A 19,089-nucleotide genomic window follows, 5' to 3' on the forward strand; every position below is an offset into this window, starting at 1 on the left:
CAGGGGCCGCCGCCGCGCACGGCGCGAGGCCCGCCGGCGACCGCGACGCCGGGGGGCGCGCAGCGTCAGTGGAACCAGGCCCTCACGTCCGCCGCTGGGTCTGGCCCTCCTGCTCCTCGAAGCCCCTGAGCATCTTGTCGAGGGTCATCGGGTAGTCCCGGACCCGGATCCCGGTGGCGTTGTAGATCGCGTTGGCGAGCGAGGCGCCGGCGCCGCAGATGCCGAGCTCGCCGAGCCCCTTGCTCTTCAGCGGGTTCGCCTTGTCGTCGAGCTCCGGCAGGAACACCGCGTCGATCTCCGGGAGGTCGGCGTGGACCGGCACGTGGTACTCGGCCATGTCGTGGTTGACGAAGTAGCTGTAGCGCGGATCGACCACCGCATCCTCCATCAGCGCCGCGCCGACGCCGAAGGTCATGCCGCCGATCGCCTGACTGCGCGCGGTCTTGGCGTTGAGGATGCGGCCGCCGGTGAAGACGCCGAGCATCCGCCGCAGCCGGATCTCGCCGGTGTCGACGTCGACGCCGACCTCGGCGAAGTGCGCCCCGTACGAGTACTGCGAGAACTTCTGCTTCATCTCGCCGGGCTTGATCTCGCCGGAGGCCTCCAGCCCGGTCTTGGCGAGGTCGGTGAGCGACTCGGTGCGGTTGCCGGACGTCACGGCGCCGTCGCGGAACGTGGCACCGTCCGGGTTGAGGTCGCCGGCCTTGAGCAGGGCCTGCCGGAGGTTGTCGCAGGCGACGTAGAGCGCCGAGCCCGCCGAGCCGGCGCCGAAGGATCCGCCCGAGCCGGCCGCGAACGGGAAGTCGGTGTCGCCCATCTCGACCCGCACGCGCTCGGGCGGCAGCCCCAGCATCTCGCCGGCGATCTGAGTGAGGATCGTGTAGGTGCCGGTGCCGGGATCGGTCATCGCCATCCGCACCACGAGCACGCCGTCCGGTCCGAGCCGGACCTTCGCGGAGGACGGCATCAGCGGGTTGAGGCGCGCGGCCGCCGACATGCCCATGCCGACGAGCCAGTTGCCCTCGCGCCGGGAACCCGCCGCCTGCCTCTTGTCCCAGCCGAACAGACGCGCGCCCTCGCGCATGCAGGGCACGAGCTTGCGGGTCGAGAACGGGACCTTCTTCTCGGGATCCTCGGCCGGCTCGTTGCGCACCCGGAGCTCGATCGGGTCGATCTTCAGCTGCTCGGCGAGCTCGTCCATGGCGCACTCGAAGGCGAGCTGGCCGACGGCCTCGCCGGGCGCCCGCATCGCCGAGGCGATCGGCATGTTGAGGTTCACCAGCCGATGGCGCGTCACGCGGTTCTGCGCGGCGTAGAGCGACCGGGTGACGTTGGCCGAGGTCTCGAAGAACCCGTCGCCCTCGGCGGTGTCGGACCACGATTCGTGGCTGATCGCCGAGAGGCGGCCGTCCCGGTCGGCGCCCAGGCGGATCCGCTGGATCGTGTCGGTCCGGTGGGTCGCGACGTGGAATTCCTGCTGCCGGGTGAGCGCGACCTTCACGGGGCGCTGGATCACCTTCGAGGCCAGGATCGCGAGCGTCGCCTCCGGCTGGACCTGCAGCTTCGAGCCGAAGCCGCCGCCGATGTAGGGGCTGACGATCCGGATCTTCTCGGGCGGCAGCTTGAGGACCGAACCGAGGGATTTCTGACCCCGGTTCGGCATCTGGTTGGCCGTGTGGAGCACCACCCCGTCGCCCTCCCAGGACGCGATGGTGGCGTGCGGCTCCATCTGCACGTGGATCTGGTTCGGTGTGACGTACTCGACGTCGAGCTTTACCGGCGCGGCCGCGAAGGCGGCGTCGAAGTCGCCGAGCTTCGAATCCGGCGGCGAGTTGACCGGCTTCGGCTCGTAGGCCGCCGCCAGGCTGTCCTTGAGCAGACCCTTGGGCTTGGCCGCGTCGTAGCGGACCTTGACCAGCATGGCGGCGGCGCGGGCCTGCTCGAAGGTCTCGGCGACCACGAAGGCGACCGGCTGCCCGTAGAACTTGACCTCGGTTCCCTGGAGCTGGGGCCAGACCTGCTCCTTCTTCTCGCCCTGCTCGGGCACGTTCTCGTGGGTCATAACCAGGATCGCGCCCGGCGCCCTGCGGGCGGCCTCCGCGTCGATCGACCGGATCGTGCCGGCCGCGATCGTGGCCGGCACGATGAACCCGTAGGCCGGATTCGCCAGGGCCCGGGTCTCGTAGGCGTAGGGCGCGTGGCCCGTCACCTTGAGCTTGCCCTCCACGCGGTCGAGCGGCTTGCCGACGAGGCCGTCAGGCCGGTCGTCGAGGGGCGTCCGGCCGATCGGCTGGTTCATCTCCATGGGACGGTCCTTGAGCGAGGGCTACGCGCGCGTCGCCTGCGCCACGACGGCGCGCAGGGTCCGGCGGGTCAGCGGGATCTTGAAGTCGTTGCTGCCGTAGCCGCGGGCGCCCTTGAGCACCGCGTCGGCGGCGGCATCCGCCGAGCCGGTCTGCACCAGGGCCGTCTCGGCCTCGGCCACCCGCCAGGGCTTGTGGGCCAGGCCGCCGAAGGCGAGGCGCGCGGCCTGCGGCTTGCCGCCCTCGGCGCCCGCGATCACGGCGGCCACCGACACGGTCGCGAAGGCGTAGGATGCGCGGTCGCGGACCTTCCGGTAGATGTGCGTGCCGGCCACCGGCTTCGGCAGCGTCACGGCCGTGATGATCTCGCCTTTGCGCAGATCGGTCTCGATCTGCGGCGTGTCGCCCGGCAGCCGGTGGAAATCGGCGATCGGGATGCTGCGCGCCTGCCCGTCGGGGTTCACGGTCTCGACCGTCGCGTCGAGGGCGCGCAGGGCGACGTTCATGTCGGACGGGTTGGTGGCGATGCAGGCCTCGCTCGCCCCGACCACCGCCATGATGCGGTTAAACCCGCCGATCGCCGAGCACCCCGAGCCGGGCTCGCGCTTGTTGCAGGGCATCGCCGTGTCATAGAAATAGTAGCACCGCGTCCGCTGGAGCAGGTTGCCGGCCGTGGTCGCCTTGTTGCGCAACTGGCCCGACGCACCGGCGAGCAGCGCCTTCGCCAGCACGGCGTAGTCCTTCCGGACCCGCGGGTCGGCGGCGAGGTCGGCGTTGCGCACCAGCGCGCCGACGCGCAGGCCGCCGTCCTGCGTGGCCTCGACCTTGTCCAAGGGCAGCCGGTTGACGTCGATCAGGGTGGCGGGCGTCTCGACCTGCAGCTTCATCAGGTCGAGGAGGTTGGTGCCGCCGGCGATGAACTTGGCGTTCGGCCGCTCGGCCGCGAGCTTGGCGGCGTCCTGCACGGTGGCGGGGCGCTCGTAGGCGAAGGCCTTCATCTGCGCCTCCTCAGAGGTTGCTGGCGGCGGTGTCGCGGATCGCCGCGACGATGTTCGGGTAGGCGCTGCAGCGGCAGATGTTGCCGCTCATCCGCTCGCGGATCTCCGCGTCGCTGAGGGTCGGCGTGGACGCGACATCCTCTGTGACGTGGCTCGGCCACCCCGCCTTCGCCTCGCTCAGCATGCCGACCGACGAGCAGATCTGGCCCGGCGTGCAGTAGCCGCACTGGAAGCCGTCGTGCTCCAGGAACGCCGCCTGCATCGGGTGGAGCTTGTCACCGTCCGCCAAGCCCTCGATCGTGGTGACCGAGTCGCCCTCGTGCATCGCCGCGAGCGTCAGGCAGGAATTGATGCGCCGGCCGTCGACCAGGACCGTGCAGGCCCCGCACTGGCCGTGGTCGCAGCCCTTCTTCGTTCCGGTGAGGGCCAAGTGCTCGCGCAGGGCATCGAGGAGCGTGGTGCGGGTGTCCAGGACGAGATCGTGCGACTGGCCGTTGACGGTGAGCCGCACCGGCATGGTCTGCGGAGCCGGATCGCCCGGCGCCGACGCCGCCACTGCGGGCGCGGGGCGGAAGCCGAGGGCGCCCAGAGCGCCGGCCACGGCGCAGCCCTCCACCACGGCCCGCCGCGTCAGGGCGAGCGGCTTCGTCGGAGTCGCGTCTGTCATGCTGCCATCCCGCCCGTGCACCGCGCGTGGGACGCCGCGCAGCTTGGAATCTGGTGCGCCAACGTGCATCCGCCTCGATTAGATCCGGTCCAGACTGCGCCCGTTCAGCGCGGGCGGATAGCGTCCCGTCATCGGGAGCGGAGCAAACCCACCCGGGGCAGGACACGCTGCGCAGGCATCGCGCCGCGCTGGATTGCTCCGCTCCGCTCGCAGCGACGTGCCGCTTCGGCGTGCCGCTTCGGAACGTGTTGCGCCGACGCCGTTTGGGTTGAGCGACAGCCGTCACCGGAGACACGCCGCATGGCCGCAACCGCCCCGACCCTCGCGCTGAACGACGGGCGCCGCATCCCGAAGATCGGCTACGGCTGCTGGCAGCTCTCGGACGCGCAGGCTCCGGACCTGGTCGGCCAAGCCCTCCGCGCCGGCTATCGGCTGATCGACACGGCCGCCGCGTACGGCAACGAGGGGGGCGTCGGGCGCGGCATCCGGGACGCGGGGATCCCCCGCGCGGAGATTTTCCTCACCACGAAGCTCTGGAACGACCGCCAGGGCCGGGACGAGGCACGCCGCGCCTTCGACGAGAGCCTGCGGCAGCTCGGTCTCCCATATGTCGACCTGTACCTGATTCATTGGCCGTGTCCGCAGCGGCGCCTGTTCGTCGAGACCTGGAAGACGCTGATCGAACTCCGGAAGGAGGGCCGCACGAAGTCCATCGGCGTGTCGAACTTCACGCCCGAGCATCTCGCCACCCTGATCGGCGAGACCGGCGTGGCTCCGGCCGTCAATCAGATCGAGCTGCACCCCTATTTCCAGCGCGAGGAGCCGCGCGTTGAGGACGCCCGTCACGGTATCGTGACCGAGTCATGGAGCCCGCTGGGCAGGGGCAAGGAGCTGAACGACCCGGTCATTCTCGCGATCGCGAAGGCGCACGGGAAGACGCCCGCTCAGGTGGTGCTGCGCTGGCAGATCCAGATCGGCTGCGTGGCGATCCCGAAGACCGCTACCCCGCGACGCATCGCCGAGAACATCGCGCTGTTCGATTTTGAGCTCGGCGCCGACGAGATGGCGCGGATCGCCGGTCTCGACAGGCCGGACGGCCGCATCGGGCCGGACCCGGCGACCTTCTGCTGATCGCTTCGGCCTTCGGCGGCGCAGCGTAACATCGCACCGCAAAAGATTTATGCTCACAGCTAGCATATCTGGACAGGCGCGCGCGGCCCCCATAAGTTAGACGGCGCAATGCTCAAACTGAGCATAATGGAGGACGCCATGGCGGCGACCGTTGCACCCGACTCCCGCACGACGATCCCGGGGCTGCCCCTTCCGGATCTCTACGCCCGCGTCAGCCGGCACGTCCCCGCGATCGAGTGGCCGGCGCTCGCCCCCGACATCGAGGCGATCCTGCGCCTGAAGCGCGAGCGCAACGCCGTCATCCTGGCGCACAACTATCAGGCGCCGGAGATCTTCCACACGGTGGCCGACATCGTCGGCGACAGCCTCGCGCTGGCCCGCGAGGCCGTGAACGTCGACGCCGACGTGATCGTGCTGGCGGGCGTCCACTTCATGGCCGAGACCGCCAAGCTCCTGAACCCGAGCAAGACGGTGCTGATCCCCGACATGGGCGCCGGCTGCTCCCTGGCCGATTCGATCACCGCCGCGGACGTGCGCGGTCTGCGCGCCAAGTACCCGGGCGTGCCGATCGTGACCTACGTGAACACCTCGGCGGCCGTTAAGGCCGAGTCCGACCTGTGCTGCACCTCCGGCAACGCCGTCGCGGTGGTGAAGTCGCTGAACGCCCCCCGCGTTCTGATGATCCCCGACGAGTTCCTCGCGCAGAACGTCCAGGCCGAGATCCCGGAGGTCGAGATCCTCACCTGGGCGGGCCACTGCGAGGTGCACGAGCGCTTCACCCCGGCCGACATCCGCGACGTCCGCGACAGCTATCCCGGCATCACGGTGATCGCGCACCCGGAATGCCCGCCGGAGGTGGTGGCCGAGTCGGACTTCTCCGGCTCCACCGCGATGATGATGGACTTCGTCGTCGAGAAGCGGCCGAAGCAGGTGGTGCTCGTCACCGAGTGCTCGATGGCCGACAACATCGCGGCGCAGAACCCGGACATCGAATTCATCAAGCCCTGCAACATGTGCCCGCACATGAAGCGGATGAGCCTGCGCAACATCCGGCGGTCGCTCGAGACGATGACCCACGAGGTCACGGTCGATCCGGCGCTGGCCGACCGCGCCCGGGCCGCGGTGGAGCGCATGCTCCAGGTGCGCACGCGATGAACGCCGTCTCTCCCAACAACGCCGACCGCGTGGTCGTGGTCGGCGGCGGGGTCGCGGGCCTCAGCGTCGCGCTGCGCCTCGCGCCCCGCCCGGTCACGCTGGTCACCGCGTCGGCGCTCGGCCTCGGCACCGCCACCGGGTGGGCCCAGGGCGGCATCGCCGCCGCGGTCGGCGCCGACGACGCGGCGGCGCTCCACGCCGCCGACACGGAGGCCGCCGGCGCCGGGCTGACCGAGCCCGACGTGGCGCTGCGGGTCGCCGGGGAGGGGCCCGCGCTGATCGACTGGCTGGTGCGGATCGGCGTCCCGTTCGACCGCACCGACGACGCCGCGCTGGCCCTCGGGCTCGAGGCGGCGCACGGCCGCCGCCGCATCGTCCGCTCCGGCGGCGACGCCACCGGCGCCCGCGTCCTCGAAGGGCTGGTGCGGGCCGTGCTGGAGGCGCCCTCCGTCGAGATCGTCACCGCGCGAGCGTGCGATCTCCTGCGGGACACGAATGGGGCGGTGGCGGGCGTTGTCGCCGAGCGCGACGGCGCGCTGTTCCGCATCCCGGCCCGCGCCGTGGTGCTCGCCACCGGCGGCGTCGGCGCGCTCTATGCCGCGACGACGAACCCGCCGGGCGCCGTCGGCCGCGGGCTGGCGCTCGCCGCCCGGGCCGGCGCGGTGATGCGCGACATGGAGTTCGTCCAGTTCCACCCGACCGCCATCGCGGCCGGCGCCGACCCGATGCCGCTCGCCACCGAGGCCCTGCGCGGCGAGGGTGCCCGCCTCATCGACGAGACCGGCGCGGCCGTGATGGCCGGCATCGCGGGCGGCGACCTCGCCCCCCGCGACGTGGTCGCCCGCGGCATCTTCCAGGCGCTGCAGCGGGGCCGCACGGTGTACCTCGACGCCCGGGGCGCACTCGGGGCCGCGATGCCGACGCGCTTCCCGACGGTGGCGGGGCTCTGCGCCGCCGCCGGCATCGACCCGGCCGTGCAGGCGATTCCCGTCCGTCCGGCCGCGCACTACCACATGGGCGGCGTGAAGGTGGACGCCCACGGCGCCACCTCGGTGCCGGGCCTCTACGCCTGCGGCGAGGTCTCCTCCACGGGCCTCCACGGCGCCAACCGGCTCGCCAGCAACTCCCTGCTGGAGGGCTTGGCCTACGCGCGCTTCATCGCCGACGGTCTCGACGCGCCGCCGCCCGCCGCCATCGTGCCGGAGGCCGTGTCCGCGCGCGCCGCCGGCGATCTGCCGGCGATCCGCGCGCTGATGGAGAGCAGAGTCGGCGTCGTGCGCGACGCCGGGGGGCTCGCCGAGGCCGTCGCCGTCCTGGAGCCCGGGGCGGAGACCTGCGACGCCGCCCTCGTCGCACTGCTCATCGCCCGCGGCGCGCTCGCCCGCCGGGAGAGCCGCGGCGCCCACTGGCGCAGCGACTTCCCCCACCTCGCTCCGGCCGCGCACACCGAAGCGACGCTGTTTGACGCGATCGCCGCGCCCCGCGCGGCTCCGTCCACCGAGGAGGTGCTGACGCCATGATTCAGTCGGTTCTCTCCGAAGAGATCCTTCCCCTGCCGCGGCTCCTCGTGGAGCCCGTGGTGCGCGCCGCCCTGCTGGAGGATCTCGGCCGGGCCGGCGACATCACCACCGACGCCATCGTCCCGCCGGGCGAGCGGATGCGCGGCGTGATCGCCTCGCGGCAGGACGGCGTCATCTCGGGCACCGACGCCGCCGCCATCGCCTTCGCGCTGGTGGACCCGGCCGTCACCGTCACGGTCGAGCGCGGCGACGGCGCCCGCGTGGCGCCGGGCGACGTGGTGCTGCGTCTCGAAGGCCCGGCGCGGGCGATCCTCACGGCCGAGCGCGTGGCGCTGAACCTGCTCTGCCGGATGTCGGGCGTGGCCACCGCGACCCACGGCCTCGTCGAGGCCGCGCGCCCGCACGGCAAGGCCTCGATCGTCTGCACCCGCAAGACCACGCCGGGCCTGCGCGCCCTGGAGAAGCACGCGGTCCGCGCCGGCGGCGGCTCGAACCACCGCTTCGGCCTCGACGACGCGGTGCTGATCAAGGACAACCACGTGGCGGTGGCCGGCGGCATCGTCCCGGCGATCGAGCGCGCCCGGTCCCGGGCCGGCCACCTGGTGAAGATCGAGTGCGAGGTCGACAGCCTGGAGCAGCTGGAGGAGGCCCTCTCGGTCGGGGTCGACGCGGTGCTCCTCGACAATATGGGGCCGGACCGGCTCACCCGCGCGGTGGCGATGATCGACGGTCGCGCCCTCGCCGAGGCGTCGGGCCGGATCACCCGCGAGACGGTGGGCGCCGTCGCAGCCTCGGGCGTCGACCTGATCTCCTGCGGCTGGATCACCCATTCGGCAGCGATCATCGACCTGGGGCTCGACGCCGCCTGATCGGCGGGCCCCGCTCGCCACCGGCGCGGCGGGGCCGCCGCGGGCCTTCGACTGTCATCACGTTCGGGTGACGAGTGTTCGTCGCGGTCGCTCGCGAGATCTGCCGAGTCTATCGCCGAACGCGCGACTCGCTAAGATTTCGCCCCACAGCGACGCCATCGACCGGACCCGACCGTGAGCCAAGCTCTGCCTTCCGCGGCTGCCCAGGCGGTCGATCTTCCGGCGGCGCCGGTGGCGCGCAAGCCCGGCGCGACCCGCCACGGGCCGGGCGCCGCGCTCATGCTGGGCGCGCTGGGCGTCGTGTACGGCGACATCGGCACGAGCCCGCTCTACGCGTTCAAGGAGGCGGTGAAGGCGGCGACCGCGGGCGGCGCCTCGGTGCCGGCAGCCGCCACGGGCGCGGTGTCGCTGATCCTGTGGGCGCTGATCCTGATCGTGTCGCTGAAATACGCGGTGCTGATCCTGCGGGCCGACAACCGCGGCGAGGGCGGCATCGTCGCCATGCTGGCGCTGCTCGGCGCCCGTCAGGCCCGGCCGGGCACGTGGAAGGCGCTGCTCCTGGTGGTCGGGCTGGTGGGCGCGGCCCTGCTCTACGGCGACGGCGCGATCACGCCGGCGATCTCGGTCCTGTCGGCGATCGAGGGGCTGAAGGTCGACGCGCCGTCACTCGGCCCGTACGTCGTGCCGATCACCCTGGTGATCCTGGTCGGGCTGTTCCTCGTCCAGCACAAGGGCGTGGCCGCCATCGGCCGGGTCTTCGGACCCGTCATGCTCGTCTGGTTCGTCGTCCTGGTCCTGCTCGCTCTCCCGAGCATCCTGCGCGCGCCGGAGATCCTGTCGGCGGCCAACCCGTTCCGGGCGGTGGACTTCCTGATCCATGCCGGCTGGCACGTCAGCTTCCTGATGCTGGGCGCGGCGTTCCTGGCGGTGACCGGCGGCGAGGCGATGTACGCCGATCTCGGCCATTTCGGCGCCCCGGCGATCCGGATCGCGTGGTTCGGCCTCGTCCTGCCGGCGCTGCTGATCCACTATTGCGGGCAGGGCGCGCTGATCATCGCCGACCCGAGCGCGATCGAGAATCCGTTCTACCGGCTCGCGCCGGACTGGGCGCATTACCCTCTGGTGGCGCTCGCCACGATGGCGACCGTCATCGCCTCGCAGGCGGTGATCTCGGGCGTCTACTCGCTCACCCAGCAGTCGATCCAGCTCGGCTTCATGCCGATGATGCGGGTGGTGCACACCGACGAGGACGAGCGCGGCCAGATCTACGTGCCGGCGGTGAACTGGCTGCTCGCCGCGGCGACCCTGACGGCCGTGGTGGTGTTCGGCTCCTCCGACGCGCTCGCCGGCGCCTACGGCATCGCGGTCTCGGCACTCATGGGCATCACCACGCTGCTCGCCGCGCTGATCGCGCTCCGCTGGGGCTACAACCCGGTCCTGGTCCTCGCGGTCAACGGCTTCTTCCTCGGCATCGACCTCGTGTTCTTCTCCGCCAACAGCGTGAAGCTGTTCGAGGGCGGCTGGTTTCCGCTGCTGCTCGCCGCCGCGGTCGCCTTCCTGATGCTGACCTGGATGAAGGGCAACCTCGTCCTCGAGTCGGTCCGGCAGACCATGCGCATGTCCGAGGCGGCCTTCCTGTCCAGCCTCAGCTCGCACCCGCCGGTGACGCTGCCCGGAACCGCGGCCTTCCTGACCGCCGCCACCGAGGGCATCCCGATGGCGCTGGGCCGCCTGCTGGAGCGCAGCCGCTGCCTGCATGAGCGGATCCTGCTGATCACCGTCATCTACGAGGAGGAGCCGGTGATCCCGGCGAGCGAGCGGGCGCAGGTCACCCTGGTGGCGCAGGGGATCCGCAGGGCGATCTCCGAGTACACGCCGGGCATGGAGCGCGTCGTGCTGCGCTACGGCTTCATGCAGATTGCCTCGATCCCCGAGGGGCTGCAATGCGCGGTGGCGAGCGGGCTGCTGCCGCCGGAATATCTCGAGGACATGACCTACTTCGTCGGCCACGAGGTGGTGATCCCGTCGCCGACCCATCCCGGCATGGCGCCGTGGCGGGAGGGCCTGTTCGCCTTCATGAAGCGGAACGCCGAGCGCACCGGCGCCCATTTCGGCCTGCCGACCCGGCAGATCGTGGAGGTGGGCACCGAGATCGAGATCTGACCGGCCGCGGCGCGCGCGGGGGCCACGCTGCGGAGGCCGAGGCCGGCCGTCTTTCGCATTGAAAACGGCCCCGTTCGCCAGCATATCGCCACCGCAATTTCCCCCACAGCGGAGGCATCACCCGTGAGCGAGACGATCGAGCGGCACGAGTTCGGGGCGGAGGTGGGTCGCCTCCTCGACCTCGTCGTGCACGCGCTCTACTCCGACCGCGAGATCTTCCTGCGCGAACTCGTCGCCAACGCCGCCGACGCCATGGACCGGCGGCGATTCGAGGCGCTGACCTCGGCGGCGAGCGCCCTGCCGCCGGAGGCCAAGGTCCGAATCGCGCCCGACAAGGAGGCGCGGACCCTGACCGTTTCGGACGCCGGCATCGGCATGACCAAGGAGGATCTCGCCACCAACCTCGGGACCATCGCGCGCTCCGGCACGCGGGCCTTCTCGCAGACGCTGGAATCCGCCAAGGCCGAGGACCGACCGAGCCTGATCGGCCAGTTCGGCGTCGGCTTCTACTCGGCCTTCATGGTCGCCGACCGAGTCACCGTCACGTCGCGCCGCGCCGGCAGCGACGAGGCTTGGACCTGGGCCTCGGAAGGGCAGGGCAGCTACACGCTGGAGCCGGCCACGCGGGCCGAACCCGGCACCGACATCGTCCTGCACCTCAAGGCGGATGCCGACGAGTACCTCGAGCCCTACCGCCTCGACCATCTGGTGCGGAAATGGGCCGACTTCATCACCGTGCCGATCGCCGTCGTGCGCGACGGCAAGGACGAGTCGGCCAACCAGGGCACCGCGCTCTGGCGCAAGGCGAAGTCCGAGGTCACCGAGGAGCAGTACGAGGAATTCTACCACTCCATCGGCATGAACTTCGACAAGCCGTGGGCGACGCTTCACTGGCGCGCCGAGGGTCAGCTCGAGTTCTCCGCCCTGCTCTTCATCCCCGGCTCGAAGCCGTTCCAGGCCCTCGAGAACGAGCGGCAGAGCAAGGTCCGGCTCCATGTCCGACGGATGTTCATCACCGACGAGGCCGAACTGCTGCCGCCGTGGCTGCGCTTCGTCCAGGGCGTGGTCGACACCGAGGACCTGCCGCTGAACGTCTCCCGCGAGATGCTGCAGTCGACCCCGGCGCTCGCCCGGATCCGCCGCGCGGTTACCGGGCGCGTCGTCTCCGAACTCACCACCCGCGCCAAGGACGCGGAGGGCTACCAGTCCTTCTGGGAGAACTTCGGCCCCGTCCTCAAGGAGGGCATCTACGAGGATTTCGAGCGTCGGGGCGAGATCGCGCCGCTCCTGCGCTTCCGCTCCTCGGCGGTCGAGGGCTGGACCTCGCTGCCCGACTACGTGTCCCGCATGAAGGACGGCCAGGAGGCGATCTACTACCTCGTCGCCGACGATGCCGAGGCGCTGAAGTCGTCGCCGCAACTGGAGGGCTTCCGGGCCCGCGGCCTCGAGGTGCTGCTCCTCTCCGACCACGTCGACGCCTTCTGGCCCGATCAGCTCGGCACCTTCGACGGGAAGCCGCTCCGCTCGATCACCAAGGGGGGGCTCGACCTCTCGAAGTTCGCGCTCGAGGGCGAGCAGCCGGAGGCGCCCGAGGGCATCGACGCCTTCGTCGCCGCCGTGAAGACGGCCCTGGGCGCCGAGGTCTCGGACGTGCGCACCACCGACCGGCTCGTGGATTCGGCCGTGGTTCTCTCGGCCGGCAGCGGCGGGCCCGACTTGCAGATGCAGCGGCTCATGCGCCGGGCCGGGCGGGCCGGCGCCGGGCAGCCGGTTCTGGAGATCAACCCGCGCCACCCGCTGATCCGGGCGCTGGCCGCGGCGCCCGAATCGGAGGTGCCGCAGGCCGCCGGCACGCTCCTCGACCTCGCCCGCATCCAGGACGGCGACAGCCCCCGCGACCCGGCGGCCTTCGCCCGCACGGTGGCGGCGGCCCTCGCGGCCGCGCGGGGCGCGTAGGACTACGGAGACCCGCGCCGCGCGCCGCCGGGAGGCCGCGCGCGGCGTGTGTCTCCACACACCTCCGTTCGGGATGATTGTGGGTTCGGTTGATCATTCGGAAATGGTCAAGCCATAACTTCGCCACCGGTCGGGATCATTGCCCGGCCGATGGCGCGGGCGCGGTGGGGGCCGCAGGCGTCTGAGCCGAACCCTCTCGCGCGCCTCGGGCGCGCCTCACGGACGCTGCATGAACCCGGTCGAGGCTGAAGCCGGCAACGGACAGGCGGTCGCGGCGGCGCGGACCCGGGCCCACGCCCGGGCGTATCGCCACAGCGGACGCGTGCGCGCCATGCGCCGGCTGATCCCGGTGGTCGCCGGCGGCGCGGTGGCGCTGCTGTTGGCCTACCTGTTCAACCCCTTCGCGGCACCGTTGCCGGGCGTCTCGGTCGGTCCGGTGACGCTGGCCGGTTCGAAGGTCCGCATGGAGAATCCGCGGCTCTCGGGCTTCCGCCAGGGCACCCGCGGCTACGAGGTGACGGCCGACGCCGCGCTCCAGGACGTGCGCAAGCCGAGCCAGATCGAGCTGCAGCAGATGCGCGGCCACATCGCCACCGACGATCAGGGCGGCATCGCCCGCCTCGCGGCGACGTCGGGCCTGTTCGACACCGCCCGCGAGGCGCTCGACCTGAAGGACGACATCCGCATCTGGACCGACAAGGGCGAGGAGGCGCGCCTGCGCTCCGCCGCCGTCGCGTTCAAGACCGGGTCCATCAGCTCGCAGGAGCCCGTCACGGTCTCGAGCCCGCGGGCCAACGTGAAGGCCGACACCCTCGACGTCGTCGAGAATGGCAAGCGGATCTCCTTCATCGGCAACGTCCACGTGGTCATCGCGAACGAGGAGCAGGCGGAGAAGCCGCAGGCCCGCATTCTGACCTCCGATGCCGAAGCCGCGGACGTTGCCCGATGAGAGCCGCCCGCACCCTCTGGGCCGCCCTGGCGGCCGGGCTGCTCCTCGCCGGCCCGGCGCTGGCCGAGAAGCCGGCGCGGAAAGATTCGCCCTTCGGCAATATCGGCGGCGGCGGCAAGGATCCGATCAAGATCGACGCCGACCGGCTCGACGTGTTCGACCGGGAGAACAAGGCGGTCTTCGCCGGCAACGTCGTGGCCGTGCAGGGCGACAGCACCATCCGCTGCTCGACCATGACGGTGACCTACAAGCGCGGCAGGGACGCCCCCGGCAAGGGCGCCAGGGGCGACGCCAAGACTGAAGCGCGGGACGAGGGCGCCGACGCGGCGTTGCGGAACCCCGCCGAGAACGGGATTCAGAAGGTCGACTGCGCCGGGCCGGTGACGGTGGTGCAGAAGGATCAGGTCGCCACCGGCGACCACGCGGTGTTCGACCAGGACGCCAAGCGGATCGTGCTGACCGGCAACGTCGTCCTGAGCCAGTGCCAGAACGTCACCCGCGGGCAGCGGCTCGTCTACGACATGAACACCGGGCGCGCGAACATGGACCCGGTGGCGGGGGGGCGCGTCTCGGCCCTGTTCGTGCCCGGAGAGAAGTCCGACGCCAAGGACGGCAAGGCGAAGGGCTGCACCCAGCCGCCGCCCAGGCCGAAGGCGCAGGTCGATTGAGCGGCGCCGTGGCGTTCCAGGCGGGCCCGCAGGAGCCGGCGGGCCGGACGGGCTGGCTCGGCCGCCTGTTCGGCCGGCGCGCGCGGCCGAACGAGGCCGCCGAGTCCGACGGCTGGTCCGCGGCCGATGAGGGTGGCCTCGGCATCCTCAGCGTGCGCGGCCTGCGCAAGAGCTACGGCGCCCGCACGGTCGTCCACGAGGCCGGCCTCACCGTGCGCACCGGCGAAGCCGTCGGACTGCTCGGGCCGAACGGCGCCGGCAAGACCACGATCTTCTACATGATCACCGGGCTTGTGGCGGCCGACCGCGGCCACATCACCCTGGACGGCCTGCCGATCACGCACCTGCCCATGTACCAGCGGGCGCGGCTCGGGATCGGCTACCTGCCGCAGGAGGCCTCGATCTTCCGCGGGCTCACCGTGGAGGACAACATCCGCGCGGTGCTGGAGGTGGTCGAGCCCGATCGCAAGACGCGCGCGCGCAAGCTCGATTCCCTGCTCGAGGAATTCGACATCGCGCGCCTGCGCAAGTCGCCCTCGATCGCGCTCTCGGGCGGCGAGCGGCGGCGCTGCGAGATCGCCCGGGCGCTCGCCTCCTCGCCGACCTTCATGCTGCTGGACGAGCCCTTCGCGGGCATCGACCCGATCGCAGTCGGCGACATCCAGGATCTGGTGAAGCATCTGAAGCAGCGCGGCATCGGCGTGCTGATCACCGACCACAACGTCCGCGAGACGCTGGGCCTGATCGACCGCGCCTACATCGCCCATTCCGGCCGAATCCTCACGGAGGGCACGCCCGAGGAGATCGTGGCGAACCCGGACGCGCGCCGGCTCTATCTCGGCGAGGATTTCCGGCTCTAAGCCGGCCGCCGCACCCGCACGGGCAGGGCGGGCGGTCGCTCAGCCCTTCCAGTTCTTCAGCGCCGCGAACGGGCTGTCCGAGCCGGCCGGCTTCTCCGGGTTCAGCACCGGCTCCACCTGGGCGATCGCGTCCGCCATCGAGAAGGCCGACCCGCTCTGGAGCCGGCCGCCCGCCGCGTCGCGGTGGCCGCCGCCGCGGAACAGGCGGGCGCCGTCGAGGGCCGTGCCGTCGTTGGACCGGAACGACAGCGTGCCCATCCGCTGGACGTTGACCACGCGCTTGGCCCGGCCCGCATCCATGATCAGGTCGGAGACCCGCTGGAATGTGCCCGAGTCGAGGGCGAAGGACAGGAGCGTGCCGTCCTTCAGCGGTCGGAACAGGGAGTCCGAGCGGGCGAGCGCCCGGGCGAGTCGCATGCGCGTCGTCAGGGTGGGGTCGTCGTCCGGCGCGTCGCGCAGCAGCGCGTCGACCACGCCGGCGCGGATCGCCGAGGCGCGGCGCTCCAGATCGGCCGGGCTCGCCCCGTCCCGCAGGGCGGCGGCGGCCGCGAGGAGGATCTCGGACACGAAGCGGTCGTGCCAGGGATGCCCGACCGGCACGTAGCTCGACACGACCTCCCAGAACAGCTCGTCCAGGGCGAGGCCGCCCCGGAAGGCGGGGCTCTCCTTGCGCCACAGGTCGAGGGCATCGACCGCGGTGAGCAGGCTCGACAGGTCGGTCGCGGGCTCGTGCGTGGCGAACAGGGCCCGGTGCTCGAAGGTCATCCGCGTGGCGCAGATGTCGTCCTCGATCAGCACGGCGATCTCGGGGTCGCCCAGGTCGATCCGGTGGAGCGCCGGCCGCTCGGCGTCGGGCGCCGCGTCCAGGCCCAGGCGCCGCAGCTGGTCGAGGGAGGAGGCGTGGTGGTCGAGGACCACGAGCCGGTGCTTCTGCCCGTCCGCGCGTCGCCGGTTCATCGCGGCGAACTTCTTCAGGCCCGCGATGGTCTGCTCCTCCAGGCCGAGGTCGGTCATCAGCAGGATCTCGCGCTCCGCCGCGCGGCCGAGGCGCTTGATCTCGTCCTCGAAGACGGGGCCGACATCGCTGTAGCGCGGCACGTGGACGACGCGCTCGACCGTGGCGCAGGCGGCGGCGACCGTGGAGGCGCCGTAGCCGTCGAGGTCGTGGTGGGTGATCTGGATCAGGCGCAACGGGCGGACTCGAAGGGTGACGGAGCGGCCCGTCTACGACGCCCGGCGCCGGGAGGCGAGGGGCGGCGGGCCTTCCGTCCGGCGGCATTCGGTGCAGAATGGTCCCGGGCCGCCGCGAGTCGCGAAGGACCGGCCGGCCACGGAGACCCCCAAGGGGCCCGTCATACCGGGAGGACACGATGGCCCTGGCCGCAACGCCGCGCGTGCGCCGCATCCAGACGATCTCGCTCGCCCTGCTCGTCACGGCGGGCGTCGTCAACTACGTCGACCGGGCCACCCTGGCGGTGGCCAACCCGCTGATCCGCGAGGATCTCGGCCTCTCGATCCCCGACATGGGATTGCTGCTCTCGGCCTTCCTCTGGGCCTACGCCTTCGCGCAGCTCCCGGCCGGGGCGCTCGCCGACCGGCTCGGCCCGCGCCTGACGCTGACGCTCGGCCTGACCTGCTGGTCGTTCGGCCAGATGCTCGGCGGCGCGGTGACGTCGTTCTGGCAGTTCGTGAGCGCGCGGATCGTGCTCGGTGTCGGCGAGGCGCCGCATTTTCCGACCTGCGCCCGGGTCTCCCGGGACTGGTTCAACATCCGCCAGCGCGGCACCGCCACGGGAATCTGGAACTGCGCCTCCTCGCTCGGGACCTTCCTGGCCCTGCCGCTGCTCACCTTCCTCATGGTGAGCTTCGGCTGGCGGGCGATGTTCGTCATCATGGGCGCGGCCGGCCTCGTGCTCGCCGCGATCGTCTACCTGGTCTTCCGCAACCCGCGCGAGACCGACCTGACGCCGGGGGAGCGCGCCTTCCTGGAAGAGGGCGACGCCCCGAACGCGAGCCGCGCGGTCACCTGGAGCGCGTGGCGACGGCTCTTCGGGTTCCGCACCAGCTGGGGGATGATCGTCGGCTATTTCGGCTGCATCTACATGACGTGGCTCTACACCGCGTGGCTGCCGAGCTACCTCGAGATCGAGCGACACTTCACCCTGCAGAAGACCGGCCTCGTCGGCTCGATCCCCTTCGCCTTCGGCGTGCTGGGCGGGATCCTGGGCGGCCGCGTCGTCGATGTCCTCGTCCGCCGCGGCGTCGACCCGATCCGCAGCCGCAAGATCCCGATGGTCGGCTCCCTGGTGGCGACTGCCGCCTTCACGGTGGTGGCGGCGCTGACGCCGAGCGACACCCTCGCCATCGCCTGCATCTCGGCCTCGCTGTTCCTGGTCTACATGAGCTCGTCGTCGGCCTGGGCGATGGCCTCCGTGGCGGCGCCGGCGAGCTGCACGGCGTCGCTCGGCGCCATGCAGAATTTCGGCGGCTACATCGGCGGCGCCCTGGCGCCGACCGTGACGGGCTTCATCGTCGGCGGCACGGGCCACTTCTCCATGGCCTTCATCACCGGGGCCGCGATCGCCCTGGTGGCGGCCCTGGGCTACTGGACGCTGATCCAGGATCCCATCGCCGACGAGGGACCGGAGAGCCCGATCGTCGGCGCGCTCGGGGCCGCGCGCTAGGCGGGCCGACCGCGCTTCCTTGGCGTCAGCCCCTCGCGTCACCCCCGCAGGTTCGGCGCGGCGAGGATCAGGTCGCGGAGGTGCGTGCGGGCCGTGAAGCTGCGGCGCATCAGGTCGACGAAGGTGGCGGCCGGCCCGTCCCAGTCGTGGCGCGCCGCGTGGGCGCGCGCGGCGGTGGCGTCGAAGGGCAGCCGCCCCTCGATCGCCGCCGCCATCAGCTCGGTGAGCCGCTCGACCCGGTCGGGGGCGTCCGGGTCGAAGTAGCTCGCCGCGCTGCCGCCGGCCTCCGGGATGGCCGTGAGGCTCGAGGCGATCACCGGCGTCCCGCGGGCGAGGCTGTCGAGGACAGGGATGCCCCAGCCCTCGCCGCGGCTCGGGAAGACCAGGGCGGCGGCCCGGGCGTAGAGGTCGGACAGGCCCCGGTCGTCGATGCCGGCGATGTGCACCGCGTCCGGCGTCCGGGCGAGGCGGTCGAGGGTCTCGGGCCGCTCGCCGTCGCCCTTGCCGACGACGATCAGCCGGGCCGCGCCCTGCGGCAGCCGCGCGAAGGCGTCGAGGACGAGGCCGAGATTCTTCCGCGGCTCCAGCCGGCCGACCATCAGCAGGTAGGGGCGCCCGTCGGCGAGCGGCGTCCGCTCCGTGACCGCCTGCGGCGGCGTGGAGCCGCAGCGCACCTCGGCGATGCGCTCCCGCGCGATGCCGTAGACGTTGGCGATGGAGTCGCGGCTGTAGTCGGAGATGGTCAGGACCAGCTTGGCGCGCCGCGCCGAGAGCCGGGTCAGGATCTTGTTCCGCCAGCGCATCGACCAGGGGAAGAATTCGGGATGCGTCTCGAACAGGATGTCGTGGACCACGACCACCTGCCGGTCGCCCGGCACCAGCGGCGGGGCGATGTAGGTAGTCAGCAGCGTGTCCAGCCGGTCGCGCAGGAACAGCCACGGCCAGACCAGGGTCAGCCGCACGGTCGCGGGCACGCGCGGTAGCCGTTGGTGCTCGATGTTGTCGCCCGAGACGATGCGGGCGCAGGCCTCCGGGTCGCCGGAATAGACTACGTAGGTGGCGTCCGGGTGGCGGGCGGCGGCCCGCCCGATGATGTTCACGAGCCAGGTCCGGCTGCCCTGCGGCTTGCCGGTGAGCACGTGCGCGTCGATGCCGATGCGAAGCAT

15 protein-coding genes are annotated in these 19,089 nt (G+C 71.8%); 10 read left to right on the forward strand and 5 right to left on the reverse strand.

Going from position 1 to position 19,089, the window contains the following annotated elements:
* Nucleotides 1-82: 82 nt before the first annotated feature.
* The 3 genes from BKE41_RS28955 to paoA are packed head-to-tail and all read right to left on the reverse strand — an operon-like array spanning nucleotide 83 to nucleotide 3,968.
* A complete protein-coding gene (locus tag BKE41_RS28955; protein ID WP_071000568.1) occupies nucleotides 83-2,305 on the reverse strand; it encodes a xanthine dehydrogenase family protein molybdopterin-binding subunit in 2,223 nt (740 codons plus the stop codon).
* Nucleotides 2,306-2,326: 21 nt separating this feature from the next.
* Nucleotides 2,327-3,301 (reverse strand): xanthine dehydrogenase family protein subunit M, encoded by a 975-nt coding sequence (locus tag BKE41_RS28960; protein WP_058607429.1) that lies wholly within the window; start codon nucleotides 3,299-3,301, stop codon nucleotides 2,327-2,329.
* Nucleotides 3,302-3,311: 10 nt separating this feature from the next.
* Entirely contained in the window at nucleotides 3,312-3,968 is a 657-nt protein-coding gene (paoA, locus tag BKE41_RS28965; protein ID WP_012322349.1) for an aldehyde dehydrogenase iron-sulfur subunit PaoA, read from the reverse strand.
* Between the two features lie 300 nt (nucleotides 3,969-4,268).
* On the opposite strand from paoA, the gene BKE41_RS28970 reads away from it, so the two are divergent.
* The 9 genes from BKE41_RS28970 to lptB all read left to right on the forward strand — a co-directional run bounded on the left by BKE41_RS28970 (nucleotide 4,269) and on the right by lptB (nucleotide 15,239).
* Nucleotides 4,269-5,099, forward strand: coding sequence for an aldo/keto reductase (locus tag BKE41_RS28970; protein WP_071000569.1), 831 nt, complete (start codon nucleotides 4,269-4,271; stop codon nucleotides 5,097-5,099).
* A gap of 138 nt (nucleotides 5,100-5,237) precedes the next feature.
* Entirely contained in the window at nucleotides 5,238-6,254 is a 1,017-nt protein-coding gene (gene nadA, locus BKE41_RS28975; protein ID WP_071000797.1) for a quinolinate synthase NadA, read from the forward strand.
* A complete protein-coding gene (locus tag BKE41_RS28980; protein ID WP_071000570.1) occupies nucleotides 6,251-7,774 on the forward strand; it encodes an L-aspartate oxidase in 1,524 nt (507 codons plus the stop codon). Before nadA ends, BKE41_RS28980 begins: the two co-directional genes overlap by 4 nt.
* Nucleotides 7,771-8,643 carry a carboxylating nicotinate-nucleotide diphosphorylase gene (gene nadC, locus BKE41_RS28985; RefSeq protein WP_012322353.1) on the forward strand — a complete coding sequence of 291 codons (873 nt, stop codon included), beginning with the start codon at nucleotides 7,771-7,773 and terminating at the stop codon, nucleotides 8,641-8,643. The genes BKE41_RS28980 and nadC overlap by 4 nt, the downstream gene beginning before the upstream one ends.
* A gap of 279 nt (nucleotides 8,644-8,922) precedes the next feature.
* On the forward strand, nucleotides 8,923-10,806 hold the full coding sequence (locus tag BKE41_RS28990; RefSeq protein WP_245295983.1) for a KUP/HAK/KT family potassium transporter: 1,884 nt from the start codon (nucleotides 8,923-8,925) through the stop codon (nucleotides 10,804-10,806).
* Nucleotides 10,807-10,929: 123 nt separating this feature from the next.
* Nucleotides 10,930-12,762 (forward strand): molecular chaperone HtpG, encoded by a 1,833-nt coding sequence (htpG, locus tag BKE41_RS28995; protein WP_059409830.1) that lies wholly within the window; start codon nucleotides 10,930-10,932, stop codon nucleotides 12,760-12,762.
* Nucleotides 12,763-12,991: 229 nt separating this feature from the next.
* Nucleotides 12,992-13,711: an LPS export ABC transporter periplasmic protein LptC gene (lptC, locus tag BKE41_RS29000; protein WP_071000572.1), complete on the forward strand. Its 720-nt coding sequence runs from the start codon at nucleotides 12,992-12,994 to the stop codon at nucleotides 13,709-13,711.
* The gene (locus BKE41_RS29005; protein ID WP_071000573.1) at nucleotides 13,708-14,379 is read left to right on the forward strand and encodes an LptA/OstA family protein; all 672 of its coding nucleotides are present in this window, start codon (nucleotides 13,708-13,710) and stop codon (nucleotides 14,377-14,379) included. Before lptC ends, BKE41_RS29005 begins: the two co-directional genes overlap by 4 nt.
* 65 nt (nucleotides 14,380-14,444) lie before the next feature.
* Nucleotides 14,445-15,239, forward strand: coding sequence for an LPS export ABC transporter ATP-binding protein (gene lptB, locus BKE41_RS29010; protein ID WP_234742145.1), 795 nt, complete (start codon nucleotides 14,445-14,447; stop codon nucleotides 15,237-15,239).
* 39 nt (nucleotides 15,240-15,278) lie between these two features.
* Here the strand turns inward: lptB and BKE41_RS29015 are convergent, their stop codons facing one another.
* Nucleotides 15,279-16,430: a dimethylmenaquinone methyltransferase gene (locus BKE41_RS29015; RefSeq protein WP_071000574.1), complete on the reverse strand. Its 1,152-nt coding sequence runs from the start codon at nucleotides 16,428-16,430 to the stop codon at nucleotides 15,279-15,281.
* Nucleotides 16,431-16,609: 179 nt separating this feature from the next.
* Here BKE41_RS29015 and BKE41_RS29020 point away from each other — a divergent pair, with 179 nt between their 5' ends.
* Nucleotides 16,610-17,923, forward strand: a complete 1,314-nt coding sequence (locus BKE41_RS29020) for an MFS transporter (RefSeq protein ID WP_012322360.1) — start codon at nucleotides 16,610-16,612, stop codon at nucleotides 17,921-17,923.
* Between the two features lie 38 nt (nucleotides 17,924-17,961).
* Here BKE41_RS29020 and BKE41_RS29025 read toward each other — a convergent pair whose 3' ends face one another.
* Nucleotides 17,962-19,089 (reverse strand): glycosyltransferase family 1 protein, encoded by a 1,128-nt coding sequence (locus BKE41_RS29025; protein WP_012322361.1) that lies wholly within the window; start codon nucleotides 19,087-19,089, stop codon nucleotides 17,962-17,964.

The sequence above is a fragment of the Methylobacterium sp. C1 genome (assembly GCF_001854385.1).
Lineage (GTDB): Bacteria > Pseudomonadota > Alphaproteobacteria > Rhizobiales > Beijerinckiaceae > Methylobacterium > Methylobacterium radiotolerans.